The following is a 22248-nucleotide window of genomic DNA, read 5'->3' as shown; positions in this document are numbered from 1 at the left end:
CTGAGACTGTGATCGGTCCCAGCGACCGCGACCAGCTACAATGAGAGCTGATTAGCGCCGTGAGGCGCAGTCAAGGAAATGTGCGTGCACGCAGTGGGCCCGCCTCCCTCAGTGCAGGGCCCGGCGAATCGGCATCGAAACTCTTGAAGCCGAATCCATTCCGACTTCTCAGAACTCGTGCGCGCTGGACAACACCACGAGGAACGACAGCGGAAGGCAAGACGCCACCAGCATGACACCACTAACTACACATCCCCAGACCACATTCGCCGAACTCGGAGTACGCGACGAGATCGTCCGCGCCCTCGGCGAGCAGGGCATCGAACACGCATTCGCCATCCAGGAACAGACGTTGCCGCTGGCCCTGGCCGGCGACGACCTGATCGGCCAGGCCCGCACCGGCATGGGCAAGACCTTCGCCTTCGGGGTGCCGCTGCTACACCGCATCACCACCGACACCGCACGTCCGCTCAGCGGCATCCCGCGCGCACTCGTCGTGGTGCCGACTCGCGAGCTGTGCCTACAGGTCCACGGCGACCTCGTCGCCGCGTCGAAGTATCTGCAGGCTGACGAATCCCGCAAGCTGACCGTCACCGCGATCTATGGCGGGCGCCCCTACGAGCCCCAGATCGAGGCCTTGCAGAAGGGCGTCGACGTGGTCGTCGGTACCCCGGGCCGGCTGCTCGACCTGGCTCAGCAGGGGCACCTTCAGCTCGGCGGTCTGTCGGTGCTGGTGCTCGACGAGGCCGACGAGATGCTTGACCTGGGCTTCCTGCCCGATATCGAGCGCATCCTCAAGCAGATCCCCGATCAGCGGCAGGCCATGCTCTTCTCGGCGACCATGCCCGACCCGATCATCACGCTCGCCCGCACGTTCATGAACCAGCCCACCCACATCCGGGCCGAGGGCGTGCAAGGCGCAGCCACCCACGACACCACCGAGCAGTTCGTCTACCGCGCCCACGCGCTGGACAAGGTCGAGGTGGTCAGCCGGATCCTGCAGGCCGAGGGCCGCGGCGCGACGATGGTCTTCACCCGCACCAAGCGCACCGCGCAGAAGGTGGCCGACGAGCTGGCCGAGCGCGGTTTCAAGGTGGGCGCCGTGCACGGTGACCTGGGCCAGATCGCCCGCGAGAAGGCACTCAAGGCGTTCCGCACCGGCGACGTCGACGTGCTGGTGGCCACCGATGTGGCCGCCCGCGGCATCGACATCGATGACATCACCCACGTGATCAACTACCAGATCCCCGAGGACGAGCAGGCTTACGTGCACCGCATCGGGCGCACCGGCCGGGCCGGCAAGACCGGAATCGCGATCACTCTGGTCGACTGGGACGAGCTGGAACGCTGGTCGATGATCGACAAGGCGCTCAATCTCGATTGCCCCGACCCCGCGGAGACCTACTCCAACTCGCCGCATCTCTACTCCGAACTCAGCATCCCCACCGAAGCCGGTGGTTCGATCGGTGGCCCGCGCAAATCGGCGCAGGCCGCCAAGAGTCAAGACGGGACCCGGATCAGCTCGACGGACTCCAAGCGGGAACGGCCGAGCCGCAACCGGTCTCGTCGCCGCACTCGCGCCGGCGAGGGCGCCACCGGGCACCTCGAGACGGCCGCCGACGCCCCCGCCGACCCCACCTCCGGCGACAACGCCAAGGCCTCCGATGGTGGCGACGACAGCCCGGCACGCAAGCGCCGTCGCCGGCGTCGGCCGCGCAACGCCGCCGAGGCCCAGGCAACGGCAGGCTGACAGCCGCTATCGTCCCCTAAATGGTCAGACCCGAGCGCCGCACCAAGGGCGATCTCGTCGCTGCGGCGACGATCGCTGTCGTCGTGGTCGTCGTGGCCGCCCTGTTCTGGTGGAACAGCTCGGCGCGGGCCACGATCAGCCGGCCCGCCACCTCTGCGGCACCCAATCCTGTTCCGGCACGGGTGGTTCCCGACACCCTGCACCAGTTGTGGACCGCGGCCAGCCCGCGCACGCTGAGCCCGATCGTGGTCGGCGGCACCGTGGTCAGCGGCGACGGGCACACCGTCGCGGGCCTCGACCCGCAGACCGGCCAGAACCGGTGGACCTACGCCCGTGACATCGATCTGTGCGGGGTCTCCTACGTTTACGACCTCGCCGTCGCGGTCTACCCCGACATCCGCGGCTGCGGCCAGGTCAGCAGCATCAACGGCGGCACCGGGCAGCGCGGCCCGACTCGCACCGCCTACGCCGACAAACACGTGGTGCTCAGCTCCAATGGCAGCGCTGTGCTGTCGGCCGGTCCGACCCGGCTGGAATTGTGGCGCTCGGATCTGGTGCGGATGCTGTCCTACGGCGAGATCGACGCCAGGGTGAAGCCGGTCAACCAGGGCCTCGGTACTGGCTGCACCTTGATGTCGTCGGCCGCCAGCGATGAGGCCGCGGCGGTCACAGAGGCCTGCCGCGACCAGAAGGACCTGCGCCTGACTCTGCTCAAGCCGGCGAAAGAGGAAGACGAACCCGACACCAAGAACGTCGCGCTGCCCGGTGTCGCCACCGATTCCGAAGCACGGGTTCTGGCCGTCGCGGGCACCACCACCGCGGTGTACCTGCCCTCACCGCAACCCGAGATCGCCGTCTATGACGACACCGGCACCAAGGTGTCGAGCACGCTCCTGAAAAAGCCTCCGGTGCTGGCCAATTCGGCCCAGGCCGTCACCCGCGCCGGCGACCTGTTCACCTGGTGGACCGGCGACAGTGTGGAGGTCTTCGACGCCCGGCTGTCCTATCGCTACACCATCGAGTCCACCGGCCCGGTGGGCACGCTGGGTCCGGGCGCGATGATGGCCGGCAAGCTACTCATCCCCCTGACCACGGGTATCGGGGTGTACGACCCGACCAGCGGCACCAACGAACGCATCATCGCCGTGACCCACCCGGCCGGTTCAGGACCGGTGGTCCCCACCGTCACCGGTTCGATGGTGATCGAGCAGCACGGCGCGGCGCTGGCCGCTTACGGTCCCTAAACCTCTGGAGCGAATGTCGGCAGCGCCTTGCCCGACTTCCAGTGCTTCAGCAACGAGGCCGCCAGTTCGCGATAAGCCGTGCCGCCCTTGCTCTTTCGGCCGGCGAGTACCGATGACCCCGACGCGCTCGCCTCGGCGAAGCGCACGGTCCGCGGGATCGGCGGAGCCAGCACCGGCAGGTCGTAGCGGTCAGCCACATCCAGCAGCACGTCGCGGCTGTGTGTGGTCCGCGAGTCGTACAGCGTCGGCAGAGCACCCAGTAGCTTGAGGTTCGGGTTGGTGATCTGCTGCACGTCGTCCACGGTGCGCAGGAACTGGCCAACGCCGCGGTGTGCCAGGGTCTCGCACTGCAGCGGCACGATCACCTCATCGGCGGCGGTCAGGCCGTTGAGGGTGAGCACCCCCAGCGACGGCGGGCAGTCGATGATCACCACGTCGAACTGGTCGAGCTTGTCCAGTGCGCGTTTGAGGGCGTACTCCCGCCCGGCCCGCATCAGCAGCATCGCCTCCGCTCCGGCCAGGTCGATGTTGGCCGGCAGCAGCGTCATGCCTTCAGCCGTATCGACCAGCGCAGTACTCGGTTCGACGTCGCCGAGCAGCACTTCGTGCACGGACACCGGCAGCTTGTCCGGGTCGGTACCCAGCGAGAAGGTCAAACAGCCCTGGGGGTCGAGATCGACGAGCAAGACTCGCTTGCCCGCGTCCACGAAAGCCGCACCCAGAGACGCGACCGTGGTTGTCTTGGCCACCCCACCCTTTTGGTTGGCGACCGCCAATACTCGGGTCACGGTGACCATCCTTGCAGGTTCTGAGCAGATGCGTCCCGGCTGCTACGGCGCGCCTGGTCATCGGGCAGAATCAGTGACCGTGAGCGTCGGAACGCACCGGTTGGTCCTGCTTCGGCACGGCGAAACCGAATGGTCCAAGAGCGGCCAGCACACCAGCACCACCGATCTCGACCTCACCGAGCGCGGGCGCGAACAGGCCAAACTAGCCGCCCTGACACTCGAGCACCTGGGCTTGGACAACCCGCTGGTGATCAGCAGCCCGCGCAAGCGCGCGCTGGCCACCGCAGAGCTGGCCGGGCTGACCGTCGACGAGGTCTCCCCGCTGCTCGCGGAGTGGAACTACGGCGACTACGAAGGCCTGACCACCCATACGATCCGCACCGACACACCTGGCTGGCTGTTGTGGACCTACGGCTGCCCCGGCGGCGAGAGCGTCGACCAGATCAGCATGCGCGCCGACCAGGCGGTGTCCTACGCCCTGGAGAACATGGTCGACCGCGACGTGGTGTTCGTCGGCCACGGCCATTTCTCGCGCTCGGTGGTCACCCGCTGGGTGGAGCAGCCGCTGCGCGAGGGTGCGCGCTACGGGTTCGGACCGGCCTCGGTCGCGGTGTGTGGTTTCGAGTACGGCTTGCGGCAGCTCTCGGCGCTGGGGTTGACCAGCCACCGCGAGCCGGTCACCGGGACGTGATGGCCCAGCCTTCCTTTGTGCTGAGCGGGCCCGCCGGAACGGTCGTCGCCGAGGGGATTCAGACGGGTTACGACGACGTCGCCACGGCGTCGGCCGCGTTGGCCGCCGCCTCGGTCGACGTAGTGGTCGGCGCGCTGCCGTTCGATGTCCGGGGCAAGGCGGCACTGCTGGCGCCGTCGACGGTGACATTCGGCGACGCGCTGCCCGCGTGGCCGACGGCGGCCCTGCCCGCGGTTCGGATCGCCGCGACTGTGCCCTCACCCGAGGAACATCGCGCCCGCATCCGCCGAGCCCTGGATCGCCTCAACGAGCCCGAAAGCGCTTTGCAGAAAGTAGTTTTGGCGCGATCGCTGCGCCTCGTTGCCGACGGCCCGCTGGACGAGCTGGCGATCCTGCGCCGGCTGGTGGCCGACGATGCCGAAGCCACCGCGTACCTGACCGATCTGTCACCGGCCGGGGGCGATTACACCGGCACCGCACTGGTGGGCGCCAGCCCCGAGTTACTCGTCGCACGCACCGGTGACCTGGTGAGCTGCCAGCCGTTCGCCGGGTCCGCGCCGCGGTCAGGCGACCCGCAGACCGACACCGCCAACGGCGCCGCTCTGGCCGAGTCGGGAAAGAACCGTCACGAACACCAGCTGGTCGTGGACACCATGCGCAGTGCATTGGAGCCGCTGTGCACTGAGCTCGACGTCGCCGCAGAACCGCAGCTGAGCCGCACTGCCGCGCTGTGGCATCTGTCCACCCCGATCCACGGCCGGCTGCGCGATACCTCCATCACCGCAATCGATTTGGCGCTGGCGCTGCATCCCACTCCGGCGGTCGGCGGGGTGCCGACGAGTGAGGCGGTCGATCTGATCGCGCAGCTGGAAGGCGACCGCGGGTTCTACGCCGGCGCGGTGGGCTGGTGCGACGCTCGCGGCGACGGGCGCTGGGTGGTGGCGATCCGCGGCGCCCAACTGTCCACTGACCGGCGTGGCGCGCTCGCACAGGCCGGTGGCGGTATCGTCGCCGAATCCGATCCCGATGACGAAGTCGCGGAAACCACAACGAAATTCAGAACGATCCTGTCGGCACTGGGGGTACAGCAATGACCGAGATCCGTCTGGCGCGTCCCGGTGACGAGGCCGAAATCGTCGCGATGATCCGCGAGCTCGCCGAATTCGAGCATGCGCTCGACCAGTGCACGGTGACCGAAAGCCAGATCACCGCAGCGCTTTTCGTCGAGAACCCGGTCGGGTTCTGCCACATCGCCGAAATCGACGGCGAAGCCGCCGCGGTGGCGCTATGGTTCCGCACCTTGTCCACCTGGGACGGCGTGGCCGGTATCTACTTGGAGGACTTGTTCGTTCGCGACAAGTTCCGCCGGCGCGGGCTGGCCCGAACGCTGCTGGCGACGCTGGCCAAAGAATGCGTCGACAACGGTTACACCCGGTTGGCCTGGGAGGTGTTGGACTGGAACGTCAATGCGATCGCGCTGTACGACGCTGTCGGCGGCAAGCAGATGTCGGAATGGCTCAACTACCGGGTCAGCGGCCCTGAGTTGGACGCACTGGCGACGGAGGTCTAGTCGCGCGCCCCTGCCGCCCAGCGCACCGCGGACGGACTGAACAGCAGCACCAGCACCGCAATGGCCACCCCGCCGAGCGCGATCGCGTAGACGAGTTGGTGTCCGGCCACGATGTACCAGGCCACCGGCAAGAGCAGCAGGTTGGCGAACACCACGATGCCCCTGCCCCAGCGCCGTCCGATGATCAGCGCCCAGCCGCCGGCCAGCACGGCCGCGCCCATCACGGCGAACCAGCCGGCCGTTCCGAATCCGTTGACGATGTGCTGGTCGGCCCCGGCGATCCCGCGCACCACCAGCACCACCGCGAGGACGAGAGCCACCGCACCTTCGGCGGCTGCCGCCATTCCGGCGTAGCGGACCACAGACGGAAGGGAAGGTTCAGTCACACCCGTAAGGTAGCCGGTCGCGCTACGCCGGTTCCGGCCGCGCGGCGCGGAACCAGCCCAGCGGGTTGAGCCCCCGATAGGGATCGGTCTCCCGCAGCCCCAGCAGGTCGTCGAGAATCCGCTCGAGCCCGGTCTGGGTGCGCCGCTTGACTTCCTCGGCCCAGCCGGACGAGTCGATGCCCACAGGTGTGGTGGTGTCGATCGGAGCGCCGAACCTCAGATACATCCGTTCCGGGCGGGGAATCAGTGTCGGCCCGACCCCGCGCACCAGCGGCATCGCCATATCGTCCCGGCCGCCGAGCCGGCTGCCGATGGCCTGGCTGAAGCGGCCCCATGCGCTGTCGCGGACCGTGAGGCTGCGATAGACGTCGTCACCGCCGACGAGTCCCACCGGGACGATGGGATAGCCGTTCTCCACCGCGAGCCGGGCGAATCCCGAACGCCCCTGCCAGCGCAAGGTGTACTCCTCCCCCTTGAACTTAGGGATCTCGCGACCGCCGCCCGGGAACACCAGGATGGTCTGGTCGTGGCGCATGAGCTCGCGCGCGGTCTCCGGGGCGCCCACGACACCGCCGAACGCCGCCATGAGGTCACCCGGCAGTCCGCGGATCTGACCGAATTGCCGGTCGGCCAGCGGCCGAACACGGACTCCGATCTCGCGTCGCACGGCGTACGGAATCAGCAGGATTTCGGCACTACCCATCTGAGTGTGGTTGCCCACCAACAGAAATCGGCCATCAGCCGGCAGGTTGTGCAGACCGTCGATGTAGGGGCGCCACAGGTCGATCACCGGATCGATGCCGTCGGCCACTGCGCCGAGGACCCGCTTGAGCGCGCGCACCCGCGGCGGGTGGTCCATGACGGCGGTCAGTGCCGCCTCGTCAAAGGTGACGGGCGCACTGGGATCTGGTCGGCTCCCCACTGTGACTCCTTCATCGCGTCGTTCTCTACCCAAACGAACTAGTTCGTTCTTTATACTCTTGCTTCATGAGAACCACCTCAGAGCTGCGCGACGAGATCCTGGCCGCCGCCCGCACCGAGTTCGCCCGGTACGGGTTCGCCGGGGCACGGATCGACCGCATCGCCTCAGGGGCCAGTGCCAGCAAGGAGCGCCTCTACGCGCACTTCGGTGACAAGGAGGCGCTCTTCCGTGAGGTGCTGGCCGCCGATATCGCCGAGTTCTTCCAGGCGGTCACCATGCGCCCTGACGCCGTACCCGAGTTCGTCGGCGATGTCTTCGACCTGAGCATGCGCCGCCCTGAGCACCACCGGATGGTGGCGTGGGCCCACCTGGAGGGGCTCACCCTCGACGAACCCACCGCCGACGGCCAACCCCTACCCGAACTGGCGATCGCCGCGATCGTCGAGGCCCAGGCCGCCGGACACGTCGATCCCTCCTGGGAACCCACCGACCTTCTCGTCGTTCTGTTCGGTATTGCCCTGGCGTGGGCACACTTTCCCGACCGCGCGGCCGCGGACACATCGGACGCGGTACTGGCGCACCGGCGCACCACAGCGGTCGAGGCGGCAACCCGCGTCGTCTCCCCCGCCCGGTGAATCAGCGCCGGAACACCACCCAGCGCATCGCGCAATACATGTAGATCCCCTCGCAGGCGCCGGCCGCCATCCGCGCCAAGTGGTACTCGACACCGAGCGCGCGTAGCGCAGTGGACACTCCGAGGATGAACGCCAGGTAGTTGATCACGACCACGACGACGTACACGGCCACCTGAGGTCCGACCGCGCCGTGCGACTGGAAGTTCACCACCCGGTTGAGCACGTAGCTCGCGGCGAAGGCACACGCGTAGGCCAGCGTCACCGCAAGCGCGAACGGTAGATGCAGCGCACCGTGCAGCAGCGTGAGCACCGCAAGGTCCAGTGCGAACGTTCCGGAGTTGATGACCACAAACCCCAAGAACGTCGGCGCCACAACGGAATTCAGCCCGAAAGGCAGACGCGCGACCACGACCTCACAGGCCCGGTGGAACCAGCCGACGGCACTGGCCGAACCCGGCTCCGACCCCACAACCACGCCGCGAGCATGCCACCGGCAGCTGACCCCTTGGTGATGAGCAGACGAACACTTCGAACGCCGACCCGGCGCGCGGTTAGGCTCAACGCTCGTGCGTGCCGTCCTCATCGTCAACCCGAACGCCACTTCCACCACCGCCGCCGGCCGCGACCTGCTCGCCCACGCGCTGGAGAGCCGGGTGGACCTGACGGTGGTGCACACCGATCACCGCGGCCACGCCATCGAAATCGCCGAAACCGCCCGGCACGACGGCACCGACGTGATCATCGTGCACGGCGGCGACGGGACCGTCAACGAGGTGGTGAACGGGCTGATGGGCCGGCCGAGCCGGAGGGCAGGAGCGCAGCGACCCGGGACCGAGCAGGAGCCGCTGCCCGACACGATGCCCGCGGTGGCGGTGGTGCCCGGCGGGTCGGCGAATGTCTTCGCCCGGGCGCTGGGTATCAGCCCGGACCCGATCGTGGCCACCAATCAGCTGGTCGACCTGCTCAGCGCGCGCCTCAACGGCGCGCAATGGCGGCGGATCGGTCTGATGGACTGCGGCGAGCGCTGGGCGGTGTTCACCGCCGGGATGGGTGTGGACGGCGACGTGGTGGCCGCGGTCGAAGCGCAGCGCGCCAAAGGCCGAAAGGTCACCGCGAGCCGCTACATCCGGGTGGCGGTGCGCGAGATGCTGGCCAGCGCCCGCAAAGAGCCGCAGCTAACCCTCGAACTACCCGGCCACGCGCCGCTGACCGGCGTATATTTCGCGTTCATTTCCAACTCGACGCCGTGGACGTACGCCAACACCCGGCCGGTCTGGACGAACCCGGACACCACCTTCGAGACCGGCCTCGGCCTTTTCGCCGTGACCAGCATGAACGTGTGGAGAAACCTGATGCTGGTGCGACGGATGGTGTCCAAGAAACACGAGATCAAGGCCAGGCACCTGATCCGCGACGACGACCTGGCCTGGGTGCGGATCGTGAGCTCTGAACCGGTCGCTAGCCAGATCGACGGAGATTTTCTCGGCCTGCGCGAAGAAATGATGTTTCGTGCTGTCCCGGGGGCCTTGAGGGTGGTAGCCCCGCCTCCCGCCATAGCCTCTGAGCTGCGGTAATAGCGTCACGCAGACCCATTCAGGGCGCAGATGGGTTAAGTGTAGTACAAACGAGTAGAGGGTTTGGTAACCCACCCCCGTAGTGAGATTGCACACGTGTTAACTGAGTCCTATTGACATCCGTCGTCGCTGTGAAACGATCGGATGCAACAGCACAGAAACATTTGTGTGCACGAGTTAACAGCCGAAGAAAAAGCGAGTGCGCTTCGTTGCGCACATAGTAAAAGGAGTAGCGACAAATGGATTGGCGCCATAAGGCGGTCTGCCGTGACGAGGATCCGGAACTGTTCTTCCCCGTGGGGAACAGCGGCCCGGCTCTCGCCCAGATCGCTGACGCGAAGCTCGTCTGTAATCGGTGTCCGGTGACGACGGATTGCCTGACCTGGGCTTTGGACTCCGGTCAAGACGCTGGCGTCTGGGGCGGGATGAGCGAGGACGAGCGCCGCGCGCTCAAGCGTCGCAATGCCCGCACCCGCGCCCGCAGCACCGTCTGAGCACGCCCTTCTCAGTTCGTAAGATCGCGGCCCCAGCTAATGCCTGGGGCCGCGATTTCTATTTGCCAGAAATGTCGTTTCCGTCACATTTGCTATTGCGGAACTCGCGCGGTCGAACGTCGGCCGAGGGGCACGCGCAACACAACGTCGGTCCCGCCCCCGGGGACGTCGTGCATTCCCAGCGAGCCGTCCAGTTCCGCGGTCACCAACGTCCGCACGATCTGTAGGCCCAGCCGGTCGGACTTTTCCAGGCTGAATCCGTCGGGCAGCCCGCGTCCGTCGTCGTGGACGACGACATCCAGCCACCGCGCCGAACGCTCGGCCCGAATGGTCACGCAGCCTTGTTTTGCCGTCGATTCGAAGGCGTGCTCGATGGCGTTCTGGACCAGCTCGGTCACCACCATCACCAACGCGGTGGCCCGGTCTGCGTCAAGCACGCCCAACGCCCCGTCGCGGTTGATGCGGATCGGGGTGTCGACCCGGGCCACGTCGTTCATGATCGGCAGGATCCGGTCGATCACCTCGTCGAGGTTGACCTCTTCGTCGACCGACATCGACAGCGCCTCGTGCACCTGGGCGATAGAGGCCACCCGGCGCACCGATTCCATGAGGGCCTCGCGGGCCTCCTCGTTGCTGGTGCGGCGCGACTGCAGGCGCAGCAGAGCAGCGACAGTCTGCAGATTGTTCTTCACCCGATGGTGGATCTCGCGGATTGTGGCGTCCTTGGACAGCAGGGCGCGGTCGCGACGCTTGACCTCGGTGACGTCCCGGATGAGCACTGCCGCGCCGGCAGCGGCGCCGTGGACCACCAGGGGCATCGTGCGCAGCAGCACCGCGGCACCGCCCGCGTCGACCTCCAGCCGCATGCTCGATCCACCGGTCAGCGAGTCACGCACATGCTCGGCCAGTTCCTGCGCCTCGAATGGGTCGGAGATCAGCGGCCGGGTGATCGCGACCAGGTTGTGGCCCTCCAGCTCGGCGGCCAGTCCCATCCGGTGATAAGCCGATAGCGCGTTCGGGCTGGCGTAGACGACGACACCGTCGACGTCGAGGCGGATGAAACCGTCTCCGACCCGTGGACTGGATCGCGACAACGCCAGATCGCCGATGTTGGGGAAGGTTCCTTCGCTGAGCATGTGCAGCAGGTTGCCCGCACAGTCCAGGTAGGCCCGCTCCAGCGGCGAGGACGTGCGCCGCTCGGCGAGTGCGGTCTGGTGGGTCAGGACGGCCACGACCTGGTTGCTGTACCGAACCGGGACGGCCTCGACGTCGATGCCCGGTTCGCGCAGCTTGGCGTCGCTGTCGCTGCGGCCGATCGCACCGGAGGTGAACGCCGACGTCACCAGGGGCAGCTCCCCCTGTGCGACGACGGTGCCGACGGCGTCCTTGAGCAGGACGGTCGGTGCGGTGTTGGGCCGGCATTGGGCCACGCAGACCAGCGCGCCGTCGTCGCGGCGCACCCACATCAGGTAATCGGCGAACGAGAGGTCCGCCAGCAATTGCCATTCGCCGACCACCGCGTGGAGGTGGTCCACGGCGCTGCCCGGCAGCACCGTGTGCTCGGCGAGGAGGTCACCGAGGGTGGACACGAACCTAGTCGATCACGGCAATGAGGTCACCGGCCTGGATGACGTCACCAACCGACACACTGACCTCGGTGACGGTGCCACCGACTTCGGCCAGCACCGGGATCTCCATCTTCATTGACTCCAGAAGCACCAGGGTGTCGCCCGCGCCGATCTGGTCTCCCTTGCTGACCACGACCTCGAGCACACTGGCCACGATCTCAGCGCGAACATCCTCGGCCATTTTCACCCTCACTCTTGACTCATATAGCGGCTCTATCGAACCACAACACCGGGTGGTCAGAGGTTCGATGGGGCCGTGAGACACTGTATGCAAGCGACAAACCTATGGAGGTACATCATGGCCAAGCGTGGTCGTAAGAAGCGTGACCGCAAGCACAGCAAAGCCAATCACGGCCGGCGTCCCAACGCCTGACAAACAAAGTGCCCGGCAGCTGCCGGGCACTTTTGTTTGCGCGACTACCCGCGCCTGATGATCGTGGTTTGACTGATCTGCAGGCGCACCCGCTCCAGCAGGTGCTTGGGTGCCGTCTCCCCACTGCACCGAGACGCGACCAGCTTCTTGATCCGCTCCTCGACCCCGTAGTGCTGCAGGCACGTCGGGCACTCCTCGAGGTGATGGCGCAGACGGTCTTTCGTCTCGGCCGTGCACTCACCGTCCAGCAGCGTCCACACCTCGGCGATCACCGCCGCGCACTCCGGATGATCCGGGTCCACCGGCCCTACCGGCGGGCGCCACTCGTCGTCGGCGGAACCAAATACATGGTCGTCGCTCATGAGGACACCTCCTCGGGCGTGTCCTCGACCTGGCCGCGGTTGAAACCGCGTTCCTTGGCGACGTCGGCAAGCAGGCCACGCAACTGGCGCCTACCTCGGTGCAGACGGGACATCACCGTCCCAATCGGGGTATCCATGATCTCGGCGATCTCCTTGTACGGGAAGCCCTCGACGTCGGCGTAGTACACCGCCATCCGGAAGTCCTCAGGCAACGCCTGCAGAGCTTCCTTGATTTCGGTGTCGGGGAGCAGTTCGAGAGCTTCGACCTCGGCCGACCGCAGTCCGGTAGACGTGTGCTCGGCGTTGGCCGCCAACTGCCAGTCGGTGATCTCCTCGGTCGGATACTCAGCCGGCTGGCGCTGCTTCTTGCGGTAGCTGTTGATGTAGGTGTTCGTCAAAATCCGGTACAACCACGCCTTGAGGTTGGTGCCCTCCCGGAACGAACGGAACCCGGCGTAGGCCTTGACCATGGTTTCCTGCAACAGGTCTTCGGCGTCTGCCGGGTTGCGCGTCATGCGGAGTGCACCGCCGTAGAGCTGGTCCAGCAGCGGGATCGCGTCGCGCTCGAAACGCGCGGTCAACTCCGCGTCGGACTCCTCGCGCTGAGGCGTCTCGGTGTCGATGTCGGTCATCGTGGGTGACACAGTCCCTTCTGCCGCGGCGCCCGCGAGGAACTCCGGCAGCGGTATCGGACGGATGAGAAATGCAGGTGCCTGCTCTTCGGCCATGCAGACTGCAGCTGACACCGGACTTCTCTCCTTCCAATCCTAAGGCTGTGACCAACAGCTTTTTCGATTGCCGCCTTGACGGCGGCGAACACACTCCACAACAGGATTTCCCACCTGGCTATTTCCGCCTGTTAACTGAGCCGGTGAGTCGTGCCTCTACCCCGGCGATCGCCGCACTGCTGACCGCCGGCGCACCCCATGAGGTGCTGCGTTACCACCATGACCCGCGATCGCAGTCATATGGCGAGGAAGCGGTGGCCGCGCTGGCCGGTGATTCCCTGGTGCCCGAGCAGATCTTCAAGACGCTGATCATCGCGGCGGGCCCGGTGCTGGCGGTGGCGGTGCTGCCGGTGCCGTGGAAGTTGTCGCTGAAGGCCGCCGCCGCGGCATTGGGGCTGGCCAAGGTGGCGATGGCTGATCAGGCGGCCGCCGAACGCGCCACCGGATACGTGCTGGGCGGTATCTCACCGCTGGGCCAGCGCAAGCGGTTGCCGACGGTGGTCGACAGTTCGGCGCTGAGCTTCAGCAAGGTGTTGTGCAGCGCCGGCAAGCGCGGCTGGGATGTGGCGCTGTCTCCGCAGGATCTGGTTCGGCTGACCGACGCGGTAACCGCCGATATCCGCGCCGTCTAGATCCCCTGATCCCCCGAGGGGACACCCAGAAGGGATGCCGCCTGATCTGGTGTCGCCACGTCACGCCCAACCTGTTGGCAGAGGCTGACGGCTTCGGATACCAGCTCAACATTCGTCGGAGTTCGCTCACCCGCGTAGAACTCAAGCCCAACGTGAAGATTGCCGCCACGCTCAAGTGCGCGGATGGCAATATCGCTGGCGCAGAGATCTCCTCCGACGACGGAAACCGCCCACGGCACATCGCATCCGTCGAGGAGTTCCATATAGGCGTTGAAGGCGGCCTCCGTTGGAGGAAGACCGAACGGCGCGCCGAGGTAACCGCGTTCAGTGGAGAAGTAAAGCTTGATCATGGCGCCTGCGGGTAGTCGTCCCGCTCGCCACCATGCCAGCGTGGTGCGAAGGAAGCCCGGTTCGTAGATAGCGAGGCTCGGGCCGATCTTCGCCTGACGGCAGATGTCAAAAGCGCGGGCAATGGTTTCGTAGGAATTGCTGTAGACCATTGGCCCGACCGGGACGCCATCGGGATCGGTTCCGCCCAGGTTGACCGACCCGGGATCGGTGACTCCGAGACGCATCCCCTCTGCAGCTAGGGGCAGCAGGTGCTCGTACGAGATCGACAGGCCCGCGCCGAAGTGAATCGTGGGATACAGGAGGGCATCAGGCCGCTGGGCGAGCACTGGCCGCCACGCCTCGAGGTAGCGCTGTGCGGCCTCCTCCACGCTGACGCCGTAGCGGTCGATGTGGTTGTGAATGATCGCCGCGCCCGCCTGCATGCATGCGAGTGCGTCGGCGGCAATCTCCGGTGGCTCGACAGGGACGTTGGAATTGGTCGCCTTCGACGTTGCACCGTTGATCGCGCATTCGATGATCACCGGGTTCATCTGACCTCTTCCTGTTGCGACTCGGTACGTCCGCCGACCATGCTGCCGCAAACGAAAAACCGCGATGCCGGTAGTGCGGAATCGGCGGCGAATAAGGTGGGAGGCATGGCAGGCACACCCTTCTCCGGCAAGACCATGTTCATCTCCGGCGCCAGCCGTGGCATCGGCCTGGCCATCGCCAAGCGGGTCGCGGCCGACGGGGCCAACATCGCGCTGGTGGCCAAGACGACCGAGCCCCATCCCAAACTGCCCGGCACCATCTACACCGCGGCCAAGGAAATCGAAGAGGCCGGCGGCCAAGCGCTGCCAATCGTCGGTGACGTCCGCGACGGCGATTCGGTGGCGGCCGCCGTGGCCAAGGCTGTCGAACAGTTCGGCGGCATCGACATCTGCGTCAACAACGCCTCGGCGATCAATCTCGGCTCGATCGAGGAAGTGCCGCTCAAGCGATTCGATCTGATGAACGGCATCCAGGTCCGCGGCACCTACACCGTGTCGCAGGCCTGCATCCCGCACATGAAGGGCCGGGAGAACCCGCATATCCTCACGCTCTCACCGCCGATCCGGCTGGAGTCGCAGTGGCTCAAGCCAACTCCGTACATGATGGCGAAGTTTGGAATGACATTGTGCGCCTTGGGAATCGCTGAAGAGATGCGCGAGGCCGGAATCGCGTCCAATACATTGTGGCCACGCACCATGGTCGCCACCGCCGCCGTCCAGAATCTCCTGGGTGGCGACGAGGCAATGGCGCGCTCCCGCAAGCCCGAGGTGTACGCCGACGCCGCGTACGCGGTGCTGTCCAAGCCGTCCCGCGAGTACACCGGCCAGACGCTGCTGTGCGAGGACGTGCTGCTGGCGTCCGGCGTCAAGGACCTGTCGGTCTATGACTGCATTCCGGGTTCCGAACTGGGAGTGGACCTGTGGGTCGACACCCCCAACCCGCCCGGGTACCGCAGCCGCTGATTCTCAGACCTGGACAACTGTGTTGCGGCCCGTCCCCTTGGCCCGGTACATCGCCTCGTCGGCGCGTGCCGTCGCCGTCATCGCGTCTTCGCCGGGGACGGCGAGGGTGGCGCCAATACTCAAGGTGGCGTGGATGATTCCACCGGGATGCTCGATCGGCTCGGCGGCACGACAGCGGATCTTTTCCGCGACCGCCGCAACCTCATCGAGGCTGTGGACGCCTGGTAACAGGACGAGGATCTCGTCGCCTCCGGTGCGTCCGACGGTATCCCCGCGGCCCACGCACTCCCGGATCCGGGTGGCCAGCGTGGCCAGCACGATATCGCCGACCGCATGCCCGCACGAGTCGTTGATGCGCTTGAATCCGTCGACATCGCAGAACAACACGCCGAGCCGCCGGCCGTCGGCGTTGGGACCTGCCAGCGCCGACTCCAGCCGACCGAGGGCCTCGGCCCGGTTGACCAGACCGGTGAGTACATCGAAACGCGCCAACTGTTCGAGGCGGCGCTCGAATTCGACCTGTTCGTCGACGACGCGGATGGCAACAATCACGCCGTCGGTGTTCCCGTCCGCGTCCGTGTAGGGCTTCGAACGGCAGTCGACCCAGTGAAATCCACCGTCGGCACAGTTGATCCGAAACCTTTCGACTGCTGGCTCTCCGGTGGCGGTTCGCTTTTCACCGAGATTCACGAAGTCGACGTCGTCGGCGTGGACGTGCTGGTTGAAGCCCGATCCGATCCACGAGTCCTCGGTATCGCCGAATGTTGTGTGCACCGAAGGGGAAATCCACGCAACCCGCGCGCCCTGAAGGTGAACGACCGCGTCCACGGCGTTGTCGGCGAGGATGCGGTACCGCGCCTCGGCATCCTCACGCTCGCGGATGAGGACGGCCCTGTCGATCAGGAGCCGCTGTTCGCGCTGACTCAGGTAGAAGACCGCCACTCCGATGACGACGGCGCTCACCGTTATCGACAACGCCCACACCGCGTCCTCGTGCACGCCGAGCGCCAGGAACGCCAGCCGGGACAGCCCGACGACGATCGGCAGGGCGGCGAACAACGCCGCCAGCCGAACTAGTGCCCGGCCATCGGGCCGGGCCAACAGCCACGCCACCGGATTCCAGTCGAGCCGCGCGATGAAGGCCGCTCCGATCAGAAGCAGCAGCGTTACGGCGGTCGCGATCCCCATTCCGGTCGACGGCGCAACTTCGATGACCGAGAGCGTCTGAAACGTGTAGGCGGTTACCACGACGAACGGGATGGCATCGGCTACCACCAGACTCACCGTCCGCACCGCCCGAGTGGATGACCGACCCACGCGCGTCAGCCCCACCGCAATCGCCAGCAGCAGGACCGTCACCGATGTCTGCGGACTGGGGCGGCCCGGCCACGTCTGCTGCATGCTTGTCACCCCGCCGGAAAACCACAGTTGATCGAGACCGAATGAACGGCCGGTCACGTACTCGGCAAGAATGGCCACCGTGACGGCGGCGACCGCCACCGACAGGGCGCGCCCAACCCACACCCGAGAAGTCGACGGGCGCCCGAATTGGAGCAGAATCGCCACTCCCAGAATGGCAGTCAGCAGGGCCGTCCACGGCGTCATCTGCGGCCAGGAGCGAAAGACCCTCGTCAGCCGCTCGTTCCCCGTCGCCCAGCCGAGCCAGTTCGACGCGGAGACGACGAACACCACTCCGAGCGCCAGGCGACCCCCTCGGCGCACAAGCGTTTCGAGGTGCTCGTCAGGCTCGGCCGCGGCCATCGGTTCTCCCACTTACATGATGTGAATCAGCGGTGGCGATCGCATCTATGAAAGCACGCGGCATCTCGAGGCCGAGTACCGCGAACCGTGGCTACCTCTAGTTCTTCGGGCGGAGCCCACGCTGCCTATTTCTTCGGGCGGAGCCCACGCTGCCTATTTCTTCGGGCGGAGCCCGAAGCGGCGCACACCGTTGCCTGCGAACGCCCGCATCGCCACCAGCGCGACCCGCCCCTGCCGCCGCGACGACGAGTACCACACCAGCTCGGACTTCTGAGTCGGGATACGCGGCGCAGTGATCGCCTGCTGACGACAGAATTTGATCAGGCCACTGGGCCCGCCGGCCCGGTAGCCGATACCGGAGTCCTTCCAACCGCCCATCGGAAGCGACGGGCAGAACACGTTGGTCAGCGCGTCGTTGATGTTGACCGCGCCGCATTCCAGCCGGCGGGCGACCCGCTCACCGCGTTCGGTGTCGCCGGTCCAGACGGTGGCCGACAACCCGTATTTGGAGTCGTTGGCCAGCCGGATGGCTTCTTCCTCGTCGGCGACTTTCACCACCGGCAGCGTCGGGCCGAAGGTCTCCTCGGCGATGCACGACATCGTCGGGGTGACATCGGCCAGCACGGTCGGCTGGAAGAAGGTGCCGACTCCGGTCGGCTTACCGCCGGCGAGAACCCGCGCGCCGCCGGCAACAGCGTCCTCGACGTGGCGCTCGACGATATCGCGCTGCGCCGCTGTGGCCATCGCACCGGTGTCGTACTTGAAGCCCGAATTCTCTTGTCCCTGAGCGATATTGCGGACATTCTCGGCGAGCTTGCCGATGAACTCGTCGTAGACCGGGGCCTCGACGTAGACCCGCTCCACCGAGATGCACACCTGACCGGAGTTGAACATGCCACCCCAGGCGATGCCGTTGGCCGCACGGTCGACGTCGGCGTCCGCCAGCACGATCGCCGGGTCCTTACCGCCGAGCTCCAGGCTGAACGGGATCAGCCGCTCGGCGCACGCCACCGCGACTTTGCGGCCGGTAGCCGTCGATCCGGTGAAGTGGACGTAATCGGAGTTGGCGATCACCGCGCTACCAGTCTCGCCGTAGCCAGTGGCCAGCCCGAGCACTGGCGGAGCGCCGACCGCGGTCCAGCCGCGGGCAAACTCAACGGCCGAAAGTGGCGTCACCTCAGACGGTTTCAGCAGTACCGCTGCGCCGGCGGCCAGCGCAGGCACCACATCGAGCGCCAGCATCGCCAGTGGGAAATTCCACGGCTCGATGATCCCGACCAGTTGATACGGGTGGTACACGGTGGTCAGCTTCTTGACCCGATAGATCAGGGTGTGCGGCTTGGGGTGCTGGTCGGCCAGGAACACCTCGGCGTTGCCGGCCCAGTACTTGATCGAGTCGGCGAGAGCCACCGGTTCGAGGCTGGCGTCATTGCGCGATTTTCCGGTTTCCGACATCAACACCTCGGTGAGGTGGTCGGCGTTGTCGAGAATCCAGTCCTGCCACTTGAACATCCAGGCCTTGCGCCCGCGCGGGCCGATCTGCTCCCACTCGGTCTGGAACAGCCGCAACTCGCGAGCCTTGGCGGCCACGGCGGCGGCGTCCTCGATCGGCACGCTGCCCACGACGCGGCCATCGGCAGGATTGCGCACGGTGATGGTGGCCTGATCGGCCTTGGGCTCGACGGCGGTCATGGCCGGCTCCTCTTGCTGGTCGGATCTCGCCTGAGCGTAGCCGCCGTCGCGCCGCTAGAACAGGCCAACCGGTTGGTTGTGCGGACCGGCGGGCTCGATGAGCTCGGGTCCGTTGTTGCGGACGCTGTTGACCAGCGTCGAGACCTCTCGCACGTCGATGCCGGCGATGTCCGGCGGCGCGCTGAGCAGGTCGGCGTCGGCGGGCTGGTCGGGGTCCAGCCACCGGTCCCAGTCGCGCTGCTCGACCACAAGCGGCATCCGGTCGTGGATCTCGGCGAGCTGCCCGACCGCGTCGGTGGTGATGATCGTGCAGGTCAGCAGCGGCGTCGCCGCGTCGTTGGCTTTCCAGACCGACCACAGGCCGGCCATGAACAACGGCTCGCCGTCTTCACGGTGCATGAAGAACGGCGTCTTGCGGGCCTTCTTGCCAGCCGGGGTGTCCGGGTTCGGTTTCCACTCGTAGTAGCCGTCCATCGGCACCAGGCAGCGCTTGCTCTTCGCCGACGCCCGGAACGCCGGCGAGCTGGCAACCTTTTCCGCGCGGGCGTTGATCAGCATGGGGCCCTTGTTCTCCGGGGTGCCGTCGGCGGTCGCCTTCACCCACGGCGGCACCAGACCCCAGCGCATCAACCGCACCCTCCTGGTCGGGGTGTCATCGGGATCGGTGTGACGACTGACCACCGTGGCGACAGTGGCCGTCGGGGCGACGTTGTAGTTGGGCCCGCGGGTTTCCTTGGCCCCCTCGGTAGCCTCGTCGATGGCCTGGATCTTTTCGGCGAGCAGGGCCGGGTCGGTGGTCACCGCGAATCGTCCACACATGACTCCATGGTGGCGCACATGGACGACAAGGCAGGATGTATAGCCGTGAGCACCGAGTTGTGGGCGGCACCAGTGGCGGCGACGGCCGTTGACGCCACGGTGACGGTCCCCGGCTCGAAATCGCAGACCAATCGCACCCTGGTGCTCGCGGCGCTGGCCGCCGCCCAGGGTCAGGGCACCTCCTCGATCAGCGGCGCCCTGCGCAGCCGTGACACCAACTTGATGATCGGCGCCTTGCAAACCCTCGGTATCGAGGTCACCGGCGCGGACGCGGAGTTGGTGGTCGGCGGTGGATTGGCCCCCGGCCCGCAGGCCCGCGTGGACTGTGGCCTGGCGGGCACGGTGCTGCGGTTCGTCCCGCCGTTAGCGGCGCTGAGTACCTCGGTCGTCGAGTTCGACGGCGACGAGCAAGCCCGCACGCGGCCGATCGCTCCCCTTCTCGACGCACTGCGGGGGTTGGGTGTCGAGATCGACGGCACGGGACTGCCGTTCCTGGTGCGCGGCCGTGGGTCGGTCGAGGGCGGCACCGTCCACATCGACGCCTCGGGTTCGTCGCAGTTCGTCTCGGGCCTGCTGCTGTCCGGCGCGGCTTTCAGCCAGGGCTTGACCGTCGTGCACACCGGCACGTCGGTGCCTTCGGCACCGCACATCACGATGACGGTAACCATGCTGCGCGAGGCCGGTGTCGACGTCGACGACGCCGTGGCGAACAAGTGGCGGGTGACGCCGGCCCCGATCGTGGCGCGACACTGGGATGTCGAGCCGGACCTGTCCAATTCGGTGCCGTTTCTGGCCGCGGCGGTGGTGAGCGGCGGCGCGGTGGGCATCACCGGCTGGCCGGCGGCCAGCGTGCAACCCGCTGACACCATTCTTGGCATCCTGAAGTTGCTCGGATCTACTGTGCACCAATCAGATTCGGCCCTTCAGGTGCGCGGCCCGCAGTCCTACGACGGCTTTGACGTGGACCTGCATGACGTCGGCGAGCTGGCGCCGGCGGTCGCGGCGCTGGCCGCGCTGGCCGCACCGGGTTCGGTGTCACGCCTGACGGGGATCGCGCATCTGCGTGGCCACGAGACCGACCGGCTGGCGGCGCTGCGCGCCGAGATCAGCGGCCTCGGCGGCGATTGCGTCGAGACCAACGACGGCCTGGTGATCACCGCCGCTCCCCTGCACGCCGGTACCTGGCATTCCTACGCCGATCACCGAATGGCGATGGCCGGGGCCATCATCGGGCTACGGGTACCCGATGTCATGGTCGAGGACATCGCAACCACCGCAAAGACACTGCCCGAATTCCCGCAGCTGTGGACCGAGATGGTGGTGGGCGGCGCTTGAGTCCACGCGAGTACGACGAGTCCGACGTCAAGATCAGGTCGGGCCGTGGCTCGCGGCCCCGCACCAAGACCCGCCCCGAACACGCCGACGCCGAGTCGGCCATGGTGGTTACCGTCGACCGCGGCCGGTGGGGCTGTGTTCTGGACAGCGATCCGCATCGGCACGTCACCGCGATGCGTGCCCGCGAATTGGGTCGCACCCCGATCGTCGTCGGAGACCAGGTCGATGTAGTCGGTGACCTGACCGGACGGCCCGACAGTCTGGCCCGGATCGTGCGCCGCAGTGACCGGCGAACGGTGCTGCGCCGCACCGCCGATGACACCGACCCCACCGAACGTGTGGTCGTCGCCAACGCTGACCAATTGCTCGTCGTGGTGGCCCTGGCCGATCCCCCGCCGCGCACCGGACTGGTGGATCGGACGCTGATCGCGGCGTACGCCGGCGGGCTCCGGCCGATTCTGTGCTTGACCAAAACCGACCTGGCGCCGGCTGCACCGTTCGCCGAGCAGTTCGCCGATCTGGAACTCACCGTGATCACCGCAGGGCGCGGTGAGCCGATCGACGAGGTAGAGGCGTTGTTGGCCGGGCAGGTTACCGTGCTGCTCGGGCATTCCGGGGTCGGGAAGTCCACGCTGGTGAATCGTCTTGTGCCGCAGGCAGAGCGGGCCACCGGTGAGGTGTCCGGGGTCGGCAAGGGCAAGCACACGTCGACGCAGTCGGTGGCCTTGCCGCTGCCCGGCGGCGGCTGGGTGATCGACACCCCCGGCATCAGATCGTTCGGCCTGGCCCACATCGAGCCCAACGATGTGCTGCGGGCGTTTTCGGATCTGGCTGACGCAATCAAAGACTGCCCGCGCGGATGCGGCCACATGGGGCCTCCTGCCGACCCGGAATGCGCGCTGGACGCACTGACCGGCGCTCCCGCGCGGCGGGTCGCCGCGGCCCGGCGGCTACTGTCGGCGTTGTCAGAAGGCTCCGCGTACTGATAATTGTTTGCAATACCAACCGAGAGGGCACGCC

The 22248-nt window shown here is 66.9% G+C and carries 25 protein-coding genes; 13 read left to right on the top strand and 12 right to left on the bottom strand.

Annotated features, from left to right (window positions below; genetic code table 11):
• The first annotated feature begins 232 nt into the window (after positions 1-232).
• Positions 233-1750 (top strand): DEAD/DEAH box helicase, encoded by a 1518-nt coding sequence (locus tag CG716_RS24745; protein ID WP_094483771.1) that lies wholly within the window; start codon positions 233-235, stop codon positions 1748-1750.
• A 20-nt stretch (positions 1751-1770) separates the two neighbouring features.
• Entirely contained in the window at positions 1771-2994 is a 1224-nt protein-coding gene (locus CG716_RS24740; protein WP_094483770.1) for an Rv3212 family protein, read from the top strand.
• On the opposite strand, the gene CG716_RS24735 is transcribed toward CG716_RS24740, so the two are convergent.
• Positions 2991-3791 (bottom strand): ParA family protein, encoded by an 801-nt coding sequence (locus tag CG716_RS24735; RefSeq protein ID WP_165774290.1) that lies wholly within the window; start codon positions 3789-3791, stop codon positions 2991-2993. The genes CG716_RS24740 and CG716_RS24735 overlap by 4 nt on opposite strands.
• A 70-nt stretch (positions 3792-3861) precedes the next feature.
• Here CG716_RS24735 and CG716_RS24730 point away from each other — a divergent pair, with 70 nt between their 5' ends.
• The 3 genes from CG716_RS24730 to CG716_RS24720 are packed head-to-tail and all read left to right on the top strand — an operon-like array spanning position 3862 to position 6043.
• Positions 3862-4473: an acid phosphatase gene (locus CG716_RS24730; protein WP_094483822.1), complete on the top strand. Its 612-nt coding sequence runs from the start codon at positions 3862-3864 to the stop codon at positions 4471-4473.
• The gene (locus tag CG716_RS24725; protein ID WP_420093225.1) at positions 4473-5567 is read left to right on the top strand and encodes an isochorismate synthase; all 1095 of its coding nucleotides are present in this window, start codon (positions 4473-4475) and stop codon (positions 5565-5567) included. The genes CG716_RS24730 and CG716_RS24725 overlap by 1 nt, the downstream gene beginning before the upstream one ends.
• On the top strand, positions 5564-6043 hold the full coding sequence (locus tag CG716_RS24720) for a GNAT family N-acetyltransferase (protein WP_094483768.1): 480 nt from the start codon (positions 5564-5566) through the stop codon (positions 6041-6043). The genes CG716_RS24725 and CG716_RS24720 overlap by 4 nt, the downstream gene beginning before the upstream one ends.
• On the opposite strand, the gene CG716_RS24715 is transcribed toward CG716_RS24720, so the two are convergent.
• Both CG716_RS24715 and CG716_RS24710 read right to left on the bottom strand, forming a co-directional pair.
• On the bottom strand, positions 6040-6387 hold the full coding sequence (locus CG716_RS24715; RefSeq protein WP_207760770.1) for a hypothetical protein: 348 nt from the start codon (positions 6385-6387) through the stop codon (positions 6040-6042). The genes CG716_RS24720 and CG716_RS24715 overlap by 4 nt on opposite strands.
• A gap of 64 nt (positions 6388-6451) precedes the next feature.
• Entirely contained in the window at positions 6452-7288 is an 837-nt protein-coding gene (locus CG716_RS24710) for a lysophospholipid acyltransferase family protein (RefSeq protein WP_094483766.1), read from the bottom strand.
• 128 nt (positions 7289-7416) lie between these two features.
• On the opposite strand from CG716_RS24710, the gene CG716_RS24705 reads away from it, so the two are divergent.
• Entirely contained in the window at positions 7417-7986 is a 570-nt protein-coding gene (locus CG716_RS24705; protein WP_094483765.1) for a TetR/AcrR family transcriptional regulator, read from the top strand.
• A 1-nt stretch (position 7987) separates the two neighbouring features.
• Here CG716_RS24705 and CG716_RS24700 read toward each other — a convergent pair whose 3' ends face one another.
• Complete coding sequence (locus CG716_RS24700; RefSeq protein WP_234818017.1) at positions 7988-8461, bottom strand: GtrA family protein; 474 nt, start codon at positions 8459-8461, stop codon at positions 7988-7990.
• A gap of 91 nt (positions 8462-8552) precedes the next feature.
• Here CG716_RS24700 and CG716_RS24695 point away from each other — a divergent pair, with 91 nt between their 5' ends.
• Positions 8553-9560: a diacylglycerol/lipid kinase family protein gene (locus tag CG716_RS24695; RefSeq protein ID WP_094483764.1), complete on the top strand. Its 1008-nt coding sequence runs from the start codon at positions 8553-8555 to the stop codon at positions 9558-9560.
• Between the two features lie 239 nt (positions 9561-9799).
• Positions 9800-10054, top strand: a complete 255-nt coding sequence (locus tag CG716_RS24690) for a WhiB family transcriptional regulator (RefSeq protein ID WP_094483763.1) — start codon at positions 9800-9802, stop codon at positions 10052-10054.
• A 92-nt stretch (positions 10055-10146) separates the two neighbouring features.
• On the opposite strand, the gene CG716_RS24685 is transcribed toward CG716_RS24690, so the two are convergent.
• Both CG716_RS24685 and CG716_RS24680 read right to left on the bottom strand, forming a co-directional pair.
• The gene (locus CG716_RS24685) at positions 10147-11643 is read right to left on the bottom strand and encodes a two-component system sensor histidine kinase PdtaS (protein ID WP_094483762.1); all 1497 of its coding nucleotides are present in this window, start codon (positions 11641-11643) and stop codon (positions 10147-10149) included.
• 4 nt (positions 11644-11647) lie between these two features.
• Positions 11648-11863 carry a biotin/lipoyl-binding carrier protein gene (locus tag CG716_RS24680; protein ID WP_047333209.1) on the bottom strand — a complete coding sequence of 72 codons (216 nt, stop codon included), beginning with the start codon at positions 11861-11863 and terminating at the stop codon, positions 11648-11650.
• A 117-nt stretch (positions 11864-11980) separates the two neighbouring features.
• Between CG716_RS24680 and CG716_RS31385 the strand changes: the two genes are divergently transcribed.
• Positions 11981-12055, top strand: coding sequence for a 50S ribosomal protein bL37 (locus tag CG716_RS31385; RefSeq protein WP_085976028.1), 75 nt, complete (start codon positions 11981-11983; stop codon positions 12053-12055).
• Between the two features lie 44 nt (positions 12056-12099).
• On the opposite strand, the gene rsrA is transcribed toward CG716_RS31385, so the two are convergent.
• Both rsrA and CG716_RS24665 read right to left on the bottom strand, forming a co-directional pair.
• Positions 12100-12417 carry a mycothiol system anti-sigma-R factor gene (gene rsrA, locus CG716_RS24670; RefSeq protein ID WP_094483761.1) on the bottom strand — a complete coding sequence of 106 codons (318 nt, stop codon included), beginning with the start codon at positions 12415-12417 and terminating at the stop codon, positions 12100-12102.
• Positions 12414-13049 (bottom strand): sigma-70 family RNA polymerase sigma factor, encoded by a 636-nt coding sequence (locus CG716_RS24665; RefSeq protein WP_207760769.1) that lies wholly within the window; start codon positions 13047-13049, stop codon positions 12414-12416. The genes rsrA and CG716_RS24665 overlap by 4 nt, the downstream gene beginning before the upstream one ends.
• Before the next feature lie 239 nt (positions 13050-13288).
• On the opposite strand from CG716_RS24665, the gene CG716_RS24660 reads away from it, so the two are divergent.
• Complete coding sequence (locus tag CG716_RS24660; protein ID WP_094483820.1) at positions 13289-13777, top strand: YbaK/EbsC family protein; 489 nt, start codon at positions 13289-13291, stop codon at positions 13775-13777.
• On the opposite strand, the gene CG716_RS24655 is transcribed toward CG716_RS24660, so the two are convergent.
• Positions 13774-14658, bottom strand: a complete 885-nt coding sequence (locus CG716_RS24655) for a beta-keto acid cleavage family enzyme (protein ID WP_094483759.1) — start codon at positions 14656-14658, stop codon at positions 13774-13776. The genes CG716_RS24660 and CG716_RS24655 overlap by 4 nt on opposite strands.
• Positions 14659-14763: 105 nt before the next feature.
• Between CG716_RS24655 and CG716_RS24650 the strand changes: the two genes are divergently transcribed.
• The gene (locus CG716_RS24650) at positions 14764-15621 is read left to right on the top strand and encodes an SDR family oxidoreductase (protein ID WP_094483819.1); all 858 of its coding nucleotides are present in this window, start codon (positions 14764-14766) and stop codon (positions 15619-15621) included.
• 3 nt (positions 15622-15624) lie between these two features.
• On the opposite strand, the gene CG716_RS24645 is transcribed toward CG716_RS24650, so the two are convergent.
• From CG716_RS24645 to CG716_RS24635, 3 genes are all read right to left on the bottom strand, one after another.
• Positions 15625-17394, bottom strand: coding sequence for a diguanylate cyclase domain-containing protein (locus tag CG716_RS24645; RefSeq protein ID WP_234818016.1), 1770 nt, complete (start codon positions 17392-17394; stop codon positions 15625-15627).
• Positions 17395-17535: 141 nt separating this feature from the next.
• Entirely contained in the window at positions 17536-19074 is a 1539-nt protein-coding gene (locus CG716_RS24640; protein ID WP_094483757.1) for an aldehyde dehydrogenase family protein, read from the bottom strand.
• A 54-nt stretch (positions 19075-19128) separates the two neighbouring features.
• A complete protein-coding gene (locus CG716_RS24635; RefSeq protein WP_094483756.1) occupies positions 19129-19893 on the bottom strand; it encodes an SOS response-associated peptidase in 765 nt (254 codons plus the stop codon).
• Positions 19894-19938: 45 nt separating this feature from the next.
• On the opposite strand from CG716_RS24635, the gene aroA reads away from it, so the two are divergent.
• Entirely contained in the window at positions 19939-21228 is a 1290-nt protein-coding gene (gene aroA, locus CG716_RS24630) for a 3-phosphoshikimate 1-carboxyvinyltransferase (RefSeq protein ID WP_234818015.1), read from the top strand.
• The gene (gene rsgA / locus CG716_RS24625; protein WP_094483817.1) at positions 21225-22214 is read left to right on the top strand and encodes a ribosome small subunit-dependent GTPase A; all 990 of its coding nucleotides are present in this window, start codon (positions 21225-21227) and stop codon (positions 22212-22214) included. The genes aroA and rsgA overlap by 4 nt, the downstream gene beginning before the upstream one ends.
• The last annotated feature ends 34 nt before the right edge of the window (positions 22215-22248 follow it).

The sequence above is a fragment of the Mycolicibacterium sphagni genome (assembly GCF_002250655.1).
GTDB classification, from domain to species: domain Bacteria; phylum Actinomycetota; class Actinomycetes; order Mycobacteriales; family Mycobacteriaceae; genus Mycobacterium; species Mycobacterium sphagni.
Note: the sequence above shows the minus strand (reverse complement) of the source record. Positions and strands in the feature narration are given on the sequence as shown.

Excerpts from the sequence above, each read along its gene's own strand:
- CG716_RS24745 (WP_094483771.1), top strand. The coding sequence starts at position 233 with ATGACACCACTAACTACACATCCCCAGACCACATTCGCCGAACTCGGA.
- CG716_RS24740 (WP_094483770.1), top strand. The coding sequence starts at position 1,771 with ATGGTCAGACCCGAGCGCCGCACCAAGGGCGATCTCGTCGCTGCGGCG.
- CG716_RS24735 (WP_165774290.1), bottom strand. The coding sequence starts at position 3,791 with ATGGTCACCGTGACCCGAGTATTGGCGGTCGCCAACCAAAAGGGTGGG.
- CG716_RS24725 (WP_420093225.1), top strand. The coding sequence starts at position 4,473 with ATGGCCCAGCCTTCCTTTGTGCTGAGCGGGCCCGCCGGAACGGTCGTC.
- CG716_RS24720 (WP_094483768.1), top strand. The coding sequence starts at position 5,564 with ATGACCGAGATCCGTCTGGCGCGTCCCGGTGACGAGGCCGAAATCGTC.
- CG716_RS24715 (WP_207760770.1), bottom strand. The coding sequence starts at position 6,387 with ATGGCGGCAGCCGCCGAAGGTGCGGTGGCTCTCGTCCTCGCGGTGGTG.
- CG716_RS24710 (WP_094483766.1), bottom strand. The coding sequence starts at position 7,288 with ATGGACCACCCGCCGCGGGTGCGCGCGCTCAAGCGGGTCCTCGGCGCA.
- CG716_RS24705 (WP_094483765.1), top strand. The coding sequence starts at position 7,417 with ATGAGAACCACCTCAGAGCTGCGCGACGAGATCCTGGCCGCCGCCCGC.
- CG716_RS24690 (WP_094483763.1), top strand. The coding sequence starts at position 9,800 with ATGGATTGGCGCCATAAGGCGGTCTGCCGTGACGAGGATCCGGAACTG.
- CG716_RS24680 (WP_047333209.1), bottom strand. The coding sequence starts at position 11,863 with ATGGCCGAGGATGTTCGCGCTGAGATCGTGGCCAGTGTGCTCGAGGTC.
- rsrA (WP_094483761.1), bottom strand. The coding sequence starts at position 12,417 with ATGAGCGACGACCATGTATTTGGTTCCGCCGACGACGAGTGGCGCCCG.
- CG716_RS24665 (WP_207760769.1), bottom strand. The coding sequence starts at position 13,049 with ATGACCGACATCGACACCGAGACGCCTCAGCGCGAGGAGTCCGACGCG.
- CG716_RS24655 (WP_094483759.1), bottom strand. The coding sequence starts at position 14,658 with ATGAACCCGGTGATCATCGAATGCGCGATCAACGGTGCAACGTCGAAG.
- CG716_RS24650 (WP_094483819.1), top strand. The coding sequence starts at position 14,764 with ATGGCAGGCACACCCTTCTCCGGCAAGACCATGTTCATCTCCGGCGCC.
- CG716_RS24640 (WP_094483757.1), bottom strand. The coding sequence starts at position 19,074 with ATGACCGCCGTCGAGCCCAAGGCCGATCAGGCCACCATCACCGTGCGC.
- CG716_RS24635 (WP_094483756.1), bottom strand. The coding sequence starts at position 19,893 with ATGTGTGGACGATTCGCGGTGACCACCGACCCGGCCCTGCTCGCCGAA.